At 71.4% G+C, this 14,544-nt stretch carries 17 protein-coding genes; 7 read left to right on the forward strand and 10 right to left on the reverse strand.

Annotation, left to right across the window (positions count from 1 at the left end):
* Positions 1 to 34: 34 nt before the first annotated feature.
* On the reverse strand, positions 35 to 817 hold the full coding sequence (locus FB382_RS00880) for an SDR family oxidoreductase (RefSeq protein ID WP_182535984.1): 783 nt from the start codon (positions 815 to 817) through the stop codon (positions 35 to 37).
* A gap of 95 nt (positions 818 to 912) precedes the next feature.
* Here FB382_RS00880 and FB382_RS00885 point away from each other — a divergent pair, with 95 nt between their 5' ends.
* From FB382_RS00885 to FB382_RS00895, 3 genes are all read left to right on the forward strand, one after another.
* The gene (locus FB382_RS00885; protein ID WP_182535986.1) at positions 913 to 1,353 is read left to right on the forward strand and encodes a hypothetical protein; all 441 of its coding nucleotides are present in this window, start codon (positions 913 to 915) and stop codon (positions 1,351 to 1,353) included.
* 96 nt (positions 1,354 to 1,449) lie between these two features.
* Positions 1,450 to 2,709, forward strand: coding sequence for a D-inositol-3-phosphate glycosyltransferase (gene mshA, locus FB382_RS00890; RefSeq protein WP_425490039.1), 1,260 nt, complete (start codon positions 1,450 to 1,452; stop codon positions 2,707 to 2,709).
* Positions 2,706 to 3,218, forward strand: coding sequence for a YbjN domain-containing protein (locus tag FB382_RS00895; RefSeq protein ID WP_182535988.1), 513 nt, complete (start codon positions 2,706 to 2,708; stop codon positions 3,216 to 3,218). The genes mshA and FB382_RS00895 overlap by 4 nt, the downstream gene beginning before the upstream one ends.
* On the opposite strand, the gene FB382_RS00900 is transcribed toward FB382_RS00895, so the two are convergent.
* The 4 genes from FB382_RS00900 to FB382_RS00915 all read right to left on the reverse strand — a co-directional run bounded on the left by FB382_RS00900 (position 3,208) and on the right by FB382_RS00915 (position 6,567).
* Complete coding sequence (locus tag FB382_RS00900) at positions 3,208 to 3,561, reverse strand: DUF1304 domain-containing protein (protein ID WP_125037513.1); 354 nt, start codon at positions 3,559 to 3,561, stop codon at positions 3,208 to 3,210. The two genes, FB382_RS00895 and FB382_RS00900, sit on opposite strands and share 11 nt — an antisense overlap.
* An 18-nt stretch (positions 3,562 to 3,579) precedes the next feature.
* Positions 3,580 to 4,548: an EamA family transporter gene (locus tag FB382_RS00905; RefSeq protein ID WP_182535990.1), complete on the reverse strand. Its 969-nt coding sequence runs from the start codon at positions 4,546 to 4,548 to the stop codon at positions 3,580 to 3,582.
* 199 nt (positions 4,549 to 4,747) lie between these two features.
* Entirely contained in the window at positions 4,748 to 5,425 is a 678-nt protein-coding gene (locus tag FB382_RS00910; RefSeq protein ID WP_125037514.1) for a response regulator transcription factor, read from the reverse strand.
* A complete protein-coding gene (locus FB382_RS00915) occupies positions 5,422 to 6,567 on the reverse strand; it encodes an ATP-binding protein (RefSeq protein ID WP_182535992.1) in 1,146 nt (381 codons plus the stop codon). The genes FB382_RS00910 and FB382_RS00915 overlap by 4 nt, the downstream gene beginning before the upstream one ends.
* Positions 6,568 to 6,687: 120 nt before the next feature.
* On the opposite strand from FB382_RS00915, the gene phoU reads away from it, so the two are divergent.
* Positions 6,688 to 7,353 carry a phosphate signaling complex protein PhoU gene (gene phoU, locus FB382_RS00920; protein ID WP_182535994.1) on the forward strand — a complete coding sequence of 222 codons (666 nt, stop codon included), beginning with the start codon at positions 6,688 to 6,690 and terminating at the stop codon, positions 7,351 to 7,353.
* A gap of 4 nt (positions 7,354 to 7,357) precedes the next feature.
* On the opposite strand, the gene FB382_RS00925 is transcribed toward phoU, so the two are convergent.
* The 3 genes from FB382_RS00925 to FB382_RS00935 are packed head-to-tail and all read right to left on the reverse strand — an operon-like array spanning position 7,358 to position 9,598.
* Positions 7,358 to 8,101 carry a phosphoglyceromutase gene (locus FB382_RS00925; RefSeq protein WP_182535996.1) on the reverse strand — a complete coding sequence of 248 codons (744 nt, stop codon included), beginning with the start codon at positions 8,099 to 8,101 and terminating at the stop codon, positions 7,358 to 7,360.
* Positions 8,102 to 8,114: 13 nt separating this feature from the next.
* Positions 8,115 to 8,648 (reverse strand): hypothetical protein, encoded by a 534-nt coding sequence (locus tag FB382_RS00930; RefSeq protein WP_182535998.1) that lies wholly within the window; start codon positions 8,646 to 8,648, stop codon positions 8,115 to 8,117.
* Positions 8,649 to 8,701: 53 nt separating this feature from the next.
* On the reverse strand, positions 8,702 to 9,598 hold the full coding sequence (locus FB382_RS00935; protein WP_182536000.1) for a UbiA prenyltransferase family protein: 897 nt from the start codon (positions 9,596 to 9,598) through the stop codon (positions 8,702 to 8,704).
* Between the two features lie 198 nt (positions 9,599 to 9,796).
* Here FB382_RS00935 and FB382_RS00940 point away from each other — a divergent pair, with 198 nt between their 5' ends.
* Together FB382_RS00940 and FB382_RS00945 are read left to right on the forward strand one after the other, a co-directional pair.
* Positions 9,797 to 10,282: a CarD family transcriptional regulator gene (locus FB382_RS00940; protein ID WP_125037520.1), complete on the forward strand. Its 486-nt coding sequence runs from the start codon at positions 9,797 to 9,799 to the stop codon at positions 10,280 to 10,282.
* A gap of 79 nt (positions 10,283 to 10,361) precedes the next feature.
* A complete protein-coding gene (locus tag FB382_RS00945; RefSeq protein ID WP_182536002.1) occupies positions 10,362 to 10,931 on the forward strand; it encodes a 2-C-methyl-D-erythritol 4-phosphate cytidylyltransferase in 570 nt (189 codons plus the stop codon).
* A 43-nt stretch (positions 10,932 to 10,974) separates the two neighbouring features.
* Here FB382_RS00945 and FB382_RS00950 read toward each other — a convergent pair whose 3' ends face one another.
* Positions 10,975 to 12,177 (reverse strand): IS30 family transposase, encoded by a 1,203-nt coding sequence (locus tag FB382_RS00950; protein ID WP_220481207.1) that lies wholly within the window; start codon positions 12,175 to 12,177, stop codon positions 10,975 to 10,977.
* A gap of 77 nt (positions 12,178 to 12,254) precedes the next feature.
* Entirely contained in the window at positions 12,255 to 12,941 is a 687-nt protein-coding gene (locus FB382_RS00955; protein WP_182536004.1) for an IspD/TarI family cytidylyltransferase, read from the reverse strand.
* 158 nt (positions 12,942 to 13,099) lie between these two features.
* Here FB382_RS00955 and FB382_RS00960 point away from each other — a divergent pair, with 158 nt between their 5' ends.
* The gene (locus tag FB382_RS00960) at positions 13,100 to 14,536 is read left to right on the forward strand and encodes an MFS transporter (protein WP_182536006.1); all 1,437 of its coding nucleotides are present in this window, start codon (positions 13,100 to 13,102) and stop codon (positions 14,534 to 14,536) included.
* The last annotated feature ends 8 nt before the right edge of the window (positions 14,537 to 14,544 follow it).

Raw genomic sequence — 14,544 nt, forward strand, 5'->3', positions numbered from 1 at the left:
CCAGTCTTGCACCACCGACGGGGTCGGTCCGGGGTCAGGACACCCGGTGGACCTTGTGCTGGGCGGCCTGGGCGCGCGGGCGGATCACGAGCTCGTCGATGTTGACGTGGCTGGGCCGGGTCGCGATCCACGAGATCGCGTCGGCGACGTCCTCGGCGACGAGGGGGTCGGGTACGCCGGCGTACACCGCGTCCGCCTTCGCCTGGTCGCCGTCGAAGCGGACCAGGGAGAACTCGTCGGTGCGGACCATGCCGGGCGCGATCTCCGAGACCCGGATCGGCTCGCCGCACAGCTCGAGCCGCAGCGTCTCGGTGACGACCTGCGTGCCGTGCTTGGCCGCGGTGTAGCCGCCGCCGCCTTCGTAGGCGATCCGGCCGGCCGTCGAGCCGACGTTGACGATCAGGCCGTCGCCGCTCGCGCGCAGCGCGGGGAGCAGCGCCTGGGTGACGTGCAGGACGCCCAGGACGTTGACCTCGTACATCGCCCGCCAGTCCGCCGGGTCGGCCGTCTCCACCGTCCCGGACCCGAACGCCCCACCGGCGTTGTTGACCAGCACGCTCAGCTCCTCGCCCACGGTCGCGGCGAGGGCTGCCACCGACGCGGGGTCCGTGACGTCGCAGGCGACCGCGACCCCGCCGATCTCGGCGGCCAGCTCCTCGATCCGGTCGCGGCGCCGCGCGGCGCACACGACCCGGAAACCCTCGGCCGCGAGGGCCCGGGCGGTGGCGGCGCCGATGCCGCTGCTGGCCCCCGTCACGACGGCGGTGCGGGAATCCGTTCGGTCAGCGGTGACAGGTGTGGCAGGAGTGGTCGTCATGCCTGAGATTCTGCCGGGGCCGTGGTGGCACGCGGCAGCGCGGTGGCAGTATGGCCCGTTGATCCTCCGTGTCCCACCCCCGAAGTTGGAGCTCCATGGACCTGCGCCTCATCGCTCGCTGGGCGGGCCTTGTCGGAGGGCTCATGTGGGTCCTCCGCTGGGTCCTCGACCTCGCCGGCACCTCCGGCGGCGCCCTCGATGCCCTCCACTGGGCCGGACTCGTCCTGCTCGCCCTCGCCCTCGCCGGCACCGGCGCCGCGCTGGTCAGCACGTCGGCGCCCTGGCTCCGCGCGATCGTCGCGGTGGCCTACCCGGTGCTCGTCTGGTCGGTGCTGGAGGTGCTGCACCCCGCCGCCAGCCCCGAGTCGGTCGACGGCGCCTTCGGCCTGGTGGTCCTCGTGCTCTTCGCCGTGATGCTGGTCCGGTCGCGACCGGACGAGAAGCCCGCCCCGAAGGCGAAGAAGGTCCCCGACCCCAAGCCGGGCGCCCGCCGGGCCTCGCGTGGCACGCGCTCCACGGGGTCGCACGCACGCTAGACCGCCCGGCAACTGGCCGGGAATGGCCGGGACGCCCGAGTGGTTCACAGTGGTTGGGCCCGTGTTGCGCGGACGCCCGGAGACCGAAGGAGCGACGTGGACCGCATCAGGCGACTCGCGATGATCAGCCTGCACACCTCCCCGCTGGACCAGCCGGGGATCGGCGATGCCGGCGGCATGAACGTCTACGTGATCGAGCTGTCCCGCAGGCTCGCCCAGCAGGGCATCGAGGTCGACATCTTCACCCGCGCCACCAGCTCCGCGCTGCCGCCGGTCGTGGAGGCCTTCGACGGCGTCCAGGTGCGGCACATCCACGCCGGCCCCTTCGAGGGGCTCACCAAGGGTGAGCTGCCCGGCCAGCTGTGCGTCTTCGCCCGCGAGGTGCTGCGCGCCGAGGCCGCCCAGCCGGTGGGCCACTACGACGCGGTCCACTCCCACTACTGGCTCTCCGGCCAGGTCGGCGCGCTCGCCCGCGACCGCTGGGGCGTCCCGCTCGTGCACACGATGCACACCATGGCCAAGGTCAAGAACGACGCCCTCGCCACCGGCGACACCCCCGAGCCGGCCGCCCGGATCATCGGCGAGGAGCAGGTCGTCGAGGCCGCGGACATGCTGATCGCCAACACCGACATCGAGGCCAAGCAGCTGATCAACCTGTACGACGCCGACCCCGGCCGGGTCGAGGTCGTGCACCCCGGTGTCGACCTGTCGGTGTTCCGGCCGGTCGAGCAGGCGGCTGCCCGGGCCGCGCTCGGGCTGCCGCAGGACGCCCACGTGCTGCTCTTCGCCGGCCGGATCCAGCCGCTCAAGGCGCCCGACGTGCTGCTCCGCGCCGTCGCCGAGCTGCTCGCCCAGACTCCGTCGCTGCGCTCCCACCTCGTCGTCCCGGTCGTCGGCGGGCCGTCCGGCACCGGCCTGGAGCACCCCGAGTCGCTGGCCCAGCTCGCCGACGAGCTCGGCCTGACCGACGTGGTGAGGTTCGTCCCGCCGGTCGCCCAGGACGAGCTGGCCCGGTGGTACGCCGCGGCCACGGCGGTCGCCGTACCGTCCTACAACGAGTCGTTCGGCCTGGTCGCCGTGGAGGCGCAGGCCGCCGGCACCCCCGTCCTGGCCGCCGCTGTCGGCGGGCTGCCGACCGTCGTGCGCGACGGCCACAGCGGCCTGCTGGTCGACAGCCACGAGCCCCGCGACTGGGCCGCCGCGCTGCGCCGCGTCATCGAGGACCCCGCGCTGCGGGTGCGGCTCGAGGCGGGCGCGCTGGAGCAGGCCCGCAAGTTCGCGTGGGAGCGCACGGCCGAGCGGACCCTCGAGGTCTACGAGCGCGCCGGCGCCCTCATGGCACAGTCCGTGTCGTGACAGACGCACACCAGGTCATCCGTGACTACCTGACCGACAACGAGATCGAGTACGACGAGGTCGCCGACGGCCTCTTCTCGTTCTCGCTGCCGGGGGAGAAGAAGCTGCAGACCGCCGTCCGGCTCGACGTGGGCGGCCACGCGCTCGGCGTGCACGCCTTCGTCTGCCGCAAGCCCGACGAGAACCACGAGCGCGTCTACCGGTGGCTGCTGGAACGCAACCTGAAGATGTACGCCGTCTCGTTCGCCGTCGACCGGCTCGGCGACATCTACCTCGACGGGCGGCTGCCGCTCTCGGCCGTCACGCCCGACGAGCTCGACCGACTCCTCGGGTCGGTGCTGTCCAACGCCGACGAGTCGTTCAACGCGATCCTCGAGCTCGGCTTCGCCTCCTCGATCCGCAAGGAGTGGGAGTGGCGCAAGCTGCGCGGGGAGTCGACGAAGAACCTCGAGGCGTTCCGCGGCTGGCTGGAGGCCGGCGACGAGCCGGACGCCGCCGTCAGCGACTGACCAGCACCGCCAGGAACGCCAGCAGCGCCGGTGCCGCCTGCACGACCAGGATCCGGCGGCTGACGGTCACCGCGCCGTACGCGCCGGCGACGATCACGCAGGCGAGGAAGAACAGCTTCACGTCGGTCCGGTCGTCGACCAGGCCCCAGACGAGGCCGGCGACGAGGAAGCCGTTGTAGAGGCCTTGGTTGGCCGCCAGCGCCTTGCTCTCCTCGGCGAACCCCGGCTCGAGCCCGAAGACCTTGCGCCCCGTGGGCGTGGTCCACAGGAACATCTCGAGGACGAGGAAGTACAGGTGCAGCGCGGCCACCAGGCCGACCAGGACGTTGGCGACGATGCTCACGCCCGCAGCATGGCAGGACTACGCCGGCTGTGGCTGCTCATCGGCGAGCGTGCGCTTCTTGCGCCGCGCGAGCGAGACGCCGACGAGGGCGAGCGCGCCGCCGGCGTACGCCATGGCGGGCGGGGCCTCGCCGAGGAAGAGCACGCCCATCACGATGGTCAGGGGCGGCACGAGGTAGGTCGTCACGCCGAGGCTGCTGGCGCTCATGTGGTTGAGGGCGAAGGCGTAGGTCGTGAAGGCGATCGCGGTCGGGAAGACCCCGAGGTAGACCACCCACAGGATCGAGCTGGCCGGGGCATCGGCGGTCTCGCGGACCAGGTCGCCGGCGAACGGCAGGCAGGCGATCGCGCCGACCGTGCAGGCCAGCCAAGTGATGTGGACGGCCTTGTGGCGCGAGACGAGCGGCTTCTGGAGGATCACGCTGACGGAGTAGACGACCGCGCTGACGATACAGAGCACCACGCCCAGCACGTCGCGGTTGCCGCCGGGCGAGGTGGACAGCGCGATCAGGGCGACACCGCCGAACGCCAGCGCCAGGCCGACCGCGAGGTAGACGGTGAAGCGCTCGGAGAGGAACAGGGCCGCCAGCAGCGCGATCAGGACCGGCGAGACCTGGATCAGCATCGCGGCGGTGCCGGCGTCGACGCGGCGCTCGCCCTCGTTGAGCGCGACGTTGTAGACGCCGAACCACAGCACGCCGATCACCACGACCCGGACCAGGTCGCTCCGGCTGAGGTGGGGTCGGCCGCGGGTGAGCGCCGCGACCCCGAGGCAGATCGCGCCGACCAGGAGCCGGCCGAGCGAGAGGGAGCCGGGGGTGAAGTCGTCGCCGAGGTAGCGGATCGCGACGAACGCCGAGGCCCACAGCAGCAGGGTGACCCCGACCGCCGCGACCGGCAGCCAGGCCGCCGTGACAGGTGCGGTGTCCTGGGCGTCGGTCTGCGGGGTGCCGGGAGTGCTGGCCGCGCCCGTCGTCGTACTCGTCACGGCTCCAGCCTAGGGATGCCCACCGACACCCGACACGCGGTTATCGGACCTGTATGCGCAACATCCGGCCAGGGGTCCGGGTGGGCAGGAATCACCGGTGGACCGGTGAAGCCAGACGTTCTGGAGGGTTGCAACCCTCCAGAACGTACGGGAACGCCGGTGAACCGGCGATCCCGACCGGGCGTGAGCAGCGACCGGCTCAGAGGTCGAGCTTGTACCCCAGCCCGCGCACGGTGACGAGGAACTTCGGCTCGCTCGGGTCGGGTTCGAGCTTGGCGCGCAGCCGCTTGACGTGCACGTCGAGGGTCTTGGTGTCGCCGACGTAGTCGGAGCCCCAGACCCGGTCGATGAGCTGGCCGCGGGTCAGCACCCGGCCGGGGTTGCGCAGGAACATCTCGAGGAGCTCGAACTCCTTGAGCGGCAGCCGCTGCTGCTGGCCGTCGACGGTCACGACGTGCCGCTCGACGTCCATCCGCACCGGCCCGGCCTCGAGGGTGACCGGCGACAGGTCGGGGTCCTGGCCGCGGCGGAGCACGGCGCGGATCCGGGCGACCAGCTCGCGCGGGGAGTAGGGCTTGGTGACGTAGTCGTCGGCGCCGAGCTCCAGGCCGACCACCTTGTCGACCTCGTCGTCCTTGGCGCTGACCATGATCACCGGCACGTTGGACGTGGCCCGGATCTGCCGGCACACCTCGGTGCCGGGGATGCCGGGCAGCATCAGGTCGAGCAGGACGATGTCGGCACCGTTGCGGTCGAACTCCGTGAGGGCGGCGTTGCCGTCGGCGGCGATGGCGACCTCGAAGCCCTCCTTGCGCAGCATGTACGCCAGGGCGTCGCTGTAGCTCTCTTCGTCCTCGACGACGAGTACACGGGTCACAGGAGTGCCTCCTGGTTGAAGGTGCTGGAGAGGTGCCTCGGCAGCGTCAAGGTGAAGGTAGACCCCTGTCCCTCGACGGACCAGACACGTACGTCGCCCCCGTGGGTGGCGGCGACGTGCTTGACGATGGACAGGCCGAGCCCGGTGCCGCCGGTGGAGCGGTGGCGGGCCGGGTCGACGCGGTAGAAGCGCTCGAAGATCCGGTCCATCTCGGTCTCGGGGATACCGATCCCCTGGTCGACCACCGAGATCTCGACGGTCCGCTCGTCGGCCTTGGCGGTGACGAGGACGGTCGAGTCGTTGCCGGAGTAGGACACGGCGTTGGCGACCAGGTTGGCCACCGCAGCGGTCACCTGCTCCTGGCTGCCGTAGACCTCGAGGCCGTGTACCCCGCCCGTGACGACCTGGATGCGCTTGGAGTCGGCGTCGATGGCGCTGGTGTCGACGGCGACCGCGATCACGTCGTCGAGCGAGACCGGCATCGGCGCCTCGAGCGGGTCGTCGCCCTGGAGGCGGGACAGCTCGATGACCTGCTGGACCAGGCGCGAGAGGCGGTCGCTCTCGGTGAGCATCCGGCCGGCGAAGCGCTTGACGGCCTCGGGGTCGTCGGCGGCGTCGCCCACGGCCTCGGCCAGGAGCCGGATGGCGCCGACGGGGGTCTTCAGCTCGTGGCTCACGTTGGCCACGAAGTCGCGGCGTACGGCCTCGACACGGCGCTCGCGGGTCCGGTCCTCGACCAGGGCCAGCACGAGGCGTGACCCGAGCGGTGCGACGCGGGCGGTCACGTGGCGCGAGGGCATCCCGGAGCGGGACATCAGCAGCTCGGTCTCGCGGATCTGCCCGTCGCGGCGGACCTGCCGGACCAGCTCGGCGAGATCCTCCGACAGCAGGGAGGTGCCGCGCACCAGGCCCAGGGCGTACGCCGGCGCGGAGGCCTTCAGGACGACGTCGCCGTCGTCGACCACGACCGCGCTGCTGCGCAGGACCGAGAGCACGGTGGCCACGCCCGCGGGGACCACGGGCTCCTCGACCGGGGGTATGCGGTACTGCTGGCGGTCGCTGACGTGCCACGCCAGGACGGCTCCGCCCGCGACGACGGCCCCGATCAGCGCGGCCAGGAACGCCTGCGTCGTCGGATCCACACCGCGATCGTACGCAGGGTTTCACCGCGAGTTCGCCCACGGGAGCCGGGCTTCCGAACGTTCATGCCGCGTTCACGCTTCGACGTCATCCGGACACCTTGCACAAGTAGCCTCCTGTTCATGCGTGAGGCTTTCCATGAACAGCTCGACACCGTCTTCGACGACCTCGCCGGCATCTGCAAGCTGGTGGAGGAAGCCGTGGCCGGTGCCACCGAGGCACTCCTGACGGGGGACGCCGAGCTCGCCGAGAGGGTGATCAGCGCCGACGTCGCGATCGACCGGGCGCGCGAGAAGGTCGAGGACCAGGCGTTCTCCCTGCTCTCCCTGCAGCAGCCGGTCGCCGGCGACCTCCGCACGATCATCGCCGCGCTGCGGATGGTCAGCGAGCTCGAGCGGATGGGCGACCTGTCCGTCCACGTCGCCAAGATCGCCCGCCTGCGCGTGCCCAACGTCGCGGTGCCCGAGGAGATCCGGCCGACCATAAGCCGGATGGCCGAGGTCGCCGAGGACATGGTCTCCCGCGTCTCCCAGATCATCACCGGCCGCGACGTCGAGGCCGCCATCGCGCTCGGTCGTGACGACGAGGAGATGGACCAGCTCCGGCGTACGTCGTTCGTCGAGCTGCTCGCCGACGACTGGAGCCACGGCGTCGAGGCCGCGGTCGACATCGCGCTGCTCGGCCGCTACTACGAGCGGATCGCCGACCACGCGGTGTCGGTGGCCAACCGGATCGTCTTCGTCGTCACGGGCACCAACCCGCGCTCGGTCGACGCCGCAGGGGCGTGACCCCTCAGCGGCCCTGGCTGGCCACGGCCGCGGCGGCGGCTGCGGCCGCCTCCGGGTCGAGGTACTCGCCGCCGGCGACGGTCGGCTTCAGCTCCTCGTCGAGGCGGTAGACCAGCGGCATCCCCGTGGGGATGTTGAGGCCGGCGATGTCCTCGTCGCTGATGCCGTCGAGGTGCTTGACGATTGCGCGCAGGCTGTTGCCGTGGGCGGCGATCAGCACCGTGTTGCCATCGGTGAGGTCCGGGACGATGTCGGACTGCCAGTAGGGCAGCATCCGCGCGATGACGTCCTTGAGGCACTCGGTGCGTGGCATCTCGTCGCCGAGGTCGGCGTAGCGCGGGTCGCCGGCCTGCGACCACTCGTCGTCGTCGTCGAGCGGCGGCGGCGGCACGTCGAAGCTGCGGCGCCAGAGCATGAACTGCTCCTCGCCGAACTCCGCCAGCGTCTGCTTCTTGTCCTTGCCCTGCAGGGCGCCGTAGTGGCGCTCGTTGAGGCGCCAGGAGCGACGTACGGGGATCCAGTGGCGGTCCGCGGCGTCCAGTGCGAGCGCGGCGGTGTTGATCGCGCGCCGCTGCAGCGAGGTGTGGACGACGTCGGGCAGGAGCCCGGCCTCGCGCAGCTGCTCGCCGCCGCGGACGGCCTCGTCGCGGCCCTTGTCGGTCAGGGCGACGTCCACCCAGCCCGTGAAGAGGTTCTTGGCGTTCCACTCGCTCTCGCCGTGGCGGAGCAGGATCAGGGTGTGGGTCACGTGGGGCTCCCGGTCAGCTGGTGGGGGAGGCGGACTCCGACGGCGACGCGGTGTCGCTCGCCCCGGAGCTCGCGGAGTCGTCCAGGCCGGCGTAGTCGCCGTCCGCGCGGACGACGGGGACCTTCATGATGACCCGCTCGCCGTCGCCGAACACGATGGTGACGGGCAGGAAGTCGCCGGCCTTGAAGGTGCCCGAGATCGGGATGCCGCCGACGTTGGCGAGGTTGACCAGGCCGCCGGCCGGGACCTTGATCGGCGAGAAGGAGCCGGGCTGGAGCGTGTTGCCGTCGGCCCCGGCCAGCGACTCGACGGTGGCGTCCTCGTCGACGTTGTTGTTGGCGAAGGAGGCGATGAACGTGCCGCTGTCGTCCTGGGCCGAGACCACGACGGCCGCGAGCACGTCGACCGAGGCGTCGCGGTTGTTGACGCCGGCCGCCGGGGTGTAGACGCGGTCGGTGGCGTAGTTGAACCCACACGAGGTGAGGACGGGCGTCGCGGCGAGCACGAGCGCGCTCGCGGTGAGCGCGATGTTGCGTCGGAGGAGCATCTTCAGGCCTTCGCAGGTCGTCGGCGGTTGCGTGGCCACATGCTAGCGGTCCGCTACTGCGACAGTCCGACCGCGTTCCCGGTGATGAGCAGCGCGACCAGCACCGCCGCCGTCCAGACCGACGAGAGCACCAGCAGGCGGGTGGCGCCGATCCTGAGCGCTACCCGCAGCGGCAGGTGGCGCAGGCCGTCCTCGTTGTCGGCGACGAGGCCCGGCAGCGCGCGCAGGAAGTGCACGCCGACGCCCAGCAGCGCCGCCAGCACGGTGATCGCGATCTCCGGCGGGTTGCCCGTGAAGTCGCCGCCCCAGCCGCCGTAGGAGAGGAACGCGGGGAAGAGGGCGTACGACGCGGCCCAGGGCAGCCAGGACAGCAGCCCCCGGCGCAGCACGACGTTGCCGAGCAGGCCGATCGCCATCGCCAGCAGGAACGCGCTGCCGGCGGTGATGCCGTTGGAGAGCGAGAGCGGGACGACGAGCAGGACGCCGCAGGCCAACGCGAACCAGACGGTGCCGGCATCGAGGGTGCCGAGCGCGATCGGCTTGCCGGCCGCGTCGTGGCGGGCGTCGCGCCGGGCGTCGACCAGGTCGTTGTGCCAGCCGAGGATCGCCTGGCCGACGAGGGCGGTCACGAAGACGAGCCCCAGCTCGCGGCTGGTGCGGCCGGCGAGGGCCGCGGCGCCGGCGATGCCGGCGGCCGTGATCAGGGCCTGGCGGGGGTGGGCGGTGCGGAGCAGGAGGACGGGGCCGAGGTTGGCCACCGACAGGCGGCGCTCGGCGCGACGCTGCGGCTGAGGGGCCGCGGCGACGGGCGAGACGAGCGGCTCGCTGGCGGTGATCGTGCCGTAGTCGCCGACCGGCCCCGGCGGGAGCTGCGGCTCCGGCGTACCGGCGTCGTCCGGGCTCTCGGGCGAGGTGTCCCGCGAGCGGCGGAGGCGTCGGGTCAGGGCCATGCCCGCAGTATCCGTCACGGGGCGCCGTCAGGGCTGCATTCGGGCGTCACAGCCCGTGGCGGCCGTCACGGACGACCCCGGCCACCATACGAGGAGGGGTTCTGTCAAGCCCGCATTGTGGCCCTGACCTGCACAAACGTCGTCGGGGCACCTTCGGGGACGTGTTAGACTAGTCACCTAGGAAGGGGTACCTGACACATGACTTTCACCGTCGGCGAAACGGTTGTCTATCCAAATCACGGGGCCGCAGTCATCGAGGACATCGAGATGCGGACGATCAAGGGAGAGGACCGGCAGTACCTCGTTCTGCGGATCGTCGCCCAGCAGGACCTGGTCGTGCGCGTGCCGGCCTGCAACCTCGATCTGGTCGGGGTTCGCGACGTCGTGGACAAGGAGGGCCTCGACCGCGTGTTCGACGTCCTGCGTGCCGCGCACGTCGAGGAGCCGACCAACTGGTCGCGTCGTTACAAGGCCAATCTCGAGAAGCTGCACAGCGGCGACGTCATGAAGGTCGCCGAGGTCGTGCGCGACCTCTGGCGCCGCGAGCGTGACCGCGGCCTGTCGGCCGGCGAGAAGCGGATGCTGGCCAAGGCGCGCCAGATCCTCGTCTCCGAGCTGGCCCTGGCGGAGCACACCAACGAGGACAAGGCCGAGGCCATCCTCGACGAGGTGCTCGCTTCCTGATCAGCCACCGATGCCCCCGGGTCCATCCCGGGGGCATCGTGCATTTCCCGGGCCTCCGGGGGCTTACCTTGTGGGTGAGATGACCCACGATCCCTTCGACGCCCCCGACGTCCCGCCCGCCCTCGGCTCCGTGGTCGAGGCCGACCGCGGCTCGCTGCCGTTCGCGCTGATCCACGGCGAGGCGCTGGTGACCTGTGCCGTCTGGGGTCTCGGCGACTCCGGCGTGACGCCCGTCGACCTCGGCACCGAGTGGGCCGGGCTGGTCGACTCGGGTGAGCCGTTCGTGCTGCACGACGCGCTCTGCCCGATGACCCCCGCCACGTTCATCGCCTCCTGCCTGGTCACCGCCGTCGAGCGCGACGTGGTCGTGGTCGGCGTGCGGCCCGTGACCGACACCGTCAAGGTGGTTGCCGACGGCGTCGTGGGGTCGACCGTGGACCGGGCGGCCCTGGTGTCCGTCGCCTCGCCGATCGTGCTGCCGCCGTCCGTCGTGGCCGCGCTCGACGAGCTGCCCACCTTGGACTTCGCCGACCTGGTCGACGCGCTGCGGGAGCGGTTCACCGTCGAGCTCGTCGAGGCGCCCCCCACGGCGCGGCGGGTGGCCTCGCTGGAGGACGTGCGGGTGCTCGAGGCGCTGACGTCGGCATAGCGGGATAGTCCGGCACGTTTCTGTTGTCCGACGGCCGGCGAATTCAACCGGTGGATGCAACAGCGTGCGGATCTGTGGGTTGTGAGAGTAGTTCGTCGAGAGCTTCGGCGGGGGTCTTGAACCCGAGTCGCTTGCGGGGTCGGCTGTTCAGTTTTCGGGCCACGTGCTCGAGGTAGTCGGGGCCGAAGAGGGAGAGGTCGGCGCCCTTGGGGAAGTACTGGCGCAGCAGCCCGTTGGTGTTCTCGTTGGTGCCGCGTTGCCAGGGCGAGTGCGGGTCGCAGAAGTAGATCTCCAGGTCGGTGGCGGCGGCGATCCGGACGTGGCTGGCCATCTCGCGGCCCTGGTCCCAGGTCAGGGTCTGCCGCAGCGTCTCGGGCAGCCGGCTCATCGCCTCGATCATCGCAGCGGCGACGGTGTCTGCGCCGTGGTTCTCCGGCAGGTGCAGCAGCATGGTGAACCCGGTGGCGCGCTCCACCAGGGTCCCGATCGCGGACCGGGAGCTGGCCCCCACGATCAGGTCGCCCTCCCAGTGGCCGGGCACGGCTCGGTCCTCGACCTCGGGCGGACGCTCGCTGATGTTGACCATGTCCGGGATCTTGCTGCCCCCGCGTTGCCCGACCGGTCGACGTGGCTTGCGCAACACCCGGCCGGTGCGTAGCCGTTTGTGCAGGTCCCGGCGCAGTTCGCCGCGTCCCTGGACGAACAGCGCCTGGTAGATCGGCTCGTGGCTCACCTGCATGTCCTCATCGTCGGGGAAGTCGATCTTCAGCCGTGCCGCGATCTGCTCGGGGCTGTGCTCCTCCTCCAACCGACGAGCCACCTCCGCGGCCAGGGCAGGGTTGCCGGCCAGCTTCGTGGTCTTGGGTCGACTCGCTCGCCGGTCCGCCGCGGCCTGCGCGACCGTGGCACGGTACTTGGGCCGCCGGTCGGGAAAGTAGGTGCTGCCGGCTGCCAGCTCCCGCCCGATGGTCGAGCGATGCACACCGACCTCGCGGGCGATCTCAGCCTTGGACATCCCCTCCGACCAGAAGGCGGCAATGTCCTCGCGTTGCTCCAGCGTCAACCGGGGGCGAACAGACCCGGGCTCTTGGCGTGAGGGACACACCCCGCCACGCTCACGGAACCATGCCTGCCCGCAGTTGACCGACACACCGGCGGCTCGCGCGGCCTCCCCGATCAGCAGGCCGGCCCGGATCCCATCCCAGAACCGTGACCGGACCTCGCGGCAATATCCCGGACGGCCCATCTGCAACACCCCTCAAGCCGTGGTGTTGCATCCACCCCTTGAGCCCAAGGCCCGCTGGACAACAGAAACGTGCCGGACTATCCCGACAGACGCTCCGCCAGCGCCACGTCCTCGGGGAACGTGATCTTGAGGTTGGCCGGACTGGAGGGGACGGCTGCGACGGTGAAGCCCGCGGGGCCGTACCGCTCGAGGCAGGCCGCGGTGTCGGTGCCCTCGAAGCCGTCGGCGTCGGCCGCGCGGTAGGCCGCGAGGAGGTCAGGGGCGCGGAAGGCCTGCGGGGTCTGCACGCCGACGAGCTCGACCGCCGGGACGACCACGGAGGGGTCGCGGGCCAGCAGGTGCCCGAGGGGTACGACGGGGATCGCCCCACCGGACTCGCGCGCGGCCGCGATCGTGTCGGCGAGGAGCGACGTGCCGGACAGCGGGCGGGCGCCGTCGTGGATGGCGACGACGTCGATGGCGCCGGACTCGATCTCGGGGGCCAGCGCGCGGAGGGCGTTCCACTCCGAGGCGTGCCGGGTCTCGCCGCCGGCGAGGACGACCACCTCGCCGTCCCCGAGGTACGGCGCCACCGCGGCCGCGACGGTCTCGCGCTCGTCGGCGCGGACCACGAGCAGGACCCGGGCCACGCCGGGGAGCGCCAGCGCGTCGCGCACCGACCAGGCGACCACCGGGGCGTCGCCCAGCGGCAGCAGCACCTTGTTGACCTCGGCGCCGACGCGGGTGCCGGACCCGGCGGCGAGGACGACGACGGCAGCAGGCATGCGCCGGAGTGTACGGAGCGTCCCCGGGCCGTGAGGCCGCGCACGGTTGTGAGGTCGTGAGGACAAGTTGATGTTTCCGAGAAACCTCCGTGCACGGATGCGAAACGTCGGCTCCCGAGAGTGGGGGACACATCCCGAAACCCCCACCAGGAGCACCCATGTCCGTGACCGCACCCCCGGCCGCGCCGCACACCGGACGGCGTACCGGCCGCTGGATCGACGACTGGCGCCCCGAGGACCCCGAGTTCTGGGAGTCCACCGGCGCCCCCGTCGCCCGCCGCAACCTGATCTGGTCCATCCTCGCCGAGCACCTCGGCTTCTCCGTCTGGCTGTTCTGGAGCGTCAGCGCGGCGCTGCTGGTCAAGGTCGGCTTCGAGTTCTCCGTCTCGCAGCTCTTCCTGCTCGTCGCCGTGCCCAACCTGGTCGGATCGCTGCTGCGGCTGCCCTACACGTTCGCGGTGCCGAAGTTCGGCGGCCGCAACTGGACGGTTGTCAGCGCATTGCTCCTGCTCGTCCCGACGCTGCTCTTCGCGACCGCCGTCCAGGACCCGACCACGCCGTACTGGGTCTTCCTGCTGATCGCCGCGACCGCGGGCGTCGGCGGCGGCAACTTCGCCTCCTCGATGGCCAACATCAACTTCTTCTACCCGGCCAAGCGCAAGGGCCTCGCCCTGGGGCTCAACGCCGCCGGCGGCAACATCGGCGTCGCGGTGCTCCAGCTCGGGCTGCCGATCGTGGTCGGCGGCGCCGGCCTCTTCGGCCTCGTGAAGGCCAGCTCCGGCGGGCTGCACCTCGCCCGGGCCGGCTACCTCTACGCCGCCCTCGCCGTCGTCGCCGCGATCATGGCGTACTTCTTCATGGACAACCTGTCCTCGGCCCGCTCCAACGCCAGGGACGTCGCCTCGGTCGTCACGCACAAGCACACCTGGGTGATGTCGTTCCTCTACATCGGCACGTTCGGCTCGTTCATCGGCTACTCCGCCGCGCTGCCGCTGCTGATCAAGCTGGAGTTCTTCGTCCCCGAGCCGCTCCCGACCGGCACCGGCATCAACTTCGCCTACTACGCGTTCCTCGGCGCGCTCGTCGGCTCGATCACGCGGCCGTTCGGCGGCTGGCTGGCCGACAAGTACGGCGGCGCCCGCGTCACCCTCGCGACGTTCGGCGCGATGATCCTCGGCACCCTCGGGGTGCTGTGGACCGTCACCCAGCTCGCTCCCAACCCGACCGCCGACCCGGCGATCGCGCTGGACAACAAGTCGATGTTCCCGCTGTTCCTGGTGGCGTTCCTCTTCGTCTTCGCCGCGACCGGCATCGGCAACGGGTCGACCTTCCGGATGATCCCGGCGATCTGGAAGCGCGACACCAAGAAGTCCTCGGCCGTCATCGGCATCGCCTCGGCCGTCGGCGCGCTCGGCGGCTTCCTGATCCCGCTGGCCTTCGGCGCCCCGTGGATCGACAACCCGGTCGAGTCGGTGAAGACGGCGTTCGGCGTGTTCACGGCCTTCTACGTCGTGTGCCTGGTCGTCACCTGGGCGGTCTACGTCCGCAAGGCGTCCGTCGCCAGGGTCGCCGGCCTCGCCGACGCCCGCATCTGAGTCTCGAC

Source organism: Nocardioides ginsengisegetis, assembly GCF_014138045.1.
Lineage (GTDB): Bacteria > Actinomycetota > Actinomycetes > Propionibacteriales > Nocardioidaceae > Nocardioides > Nocardioides ginsengisegetis.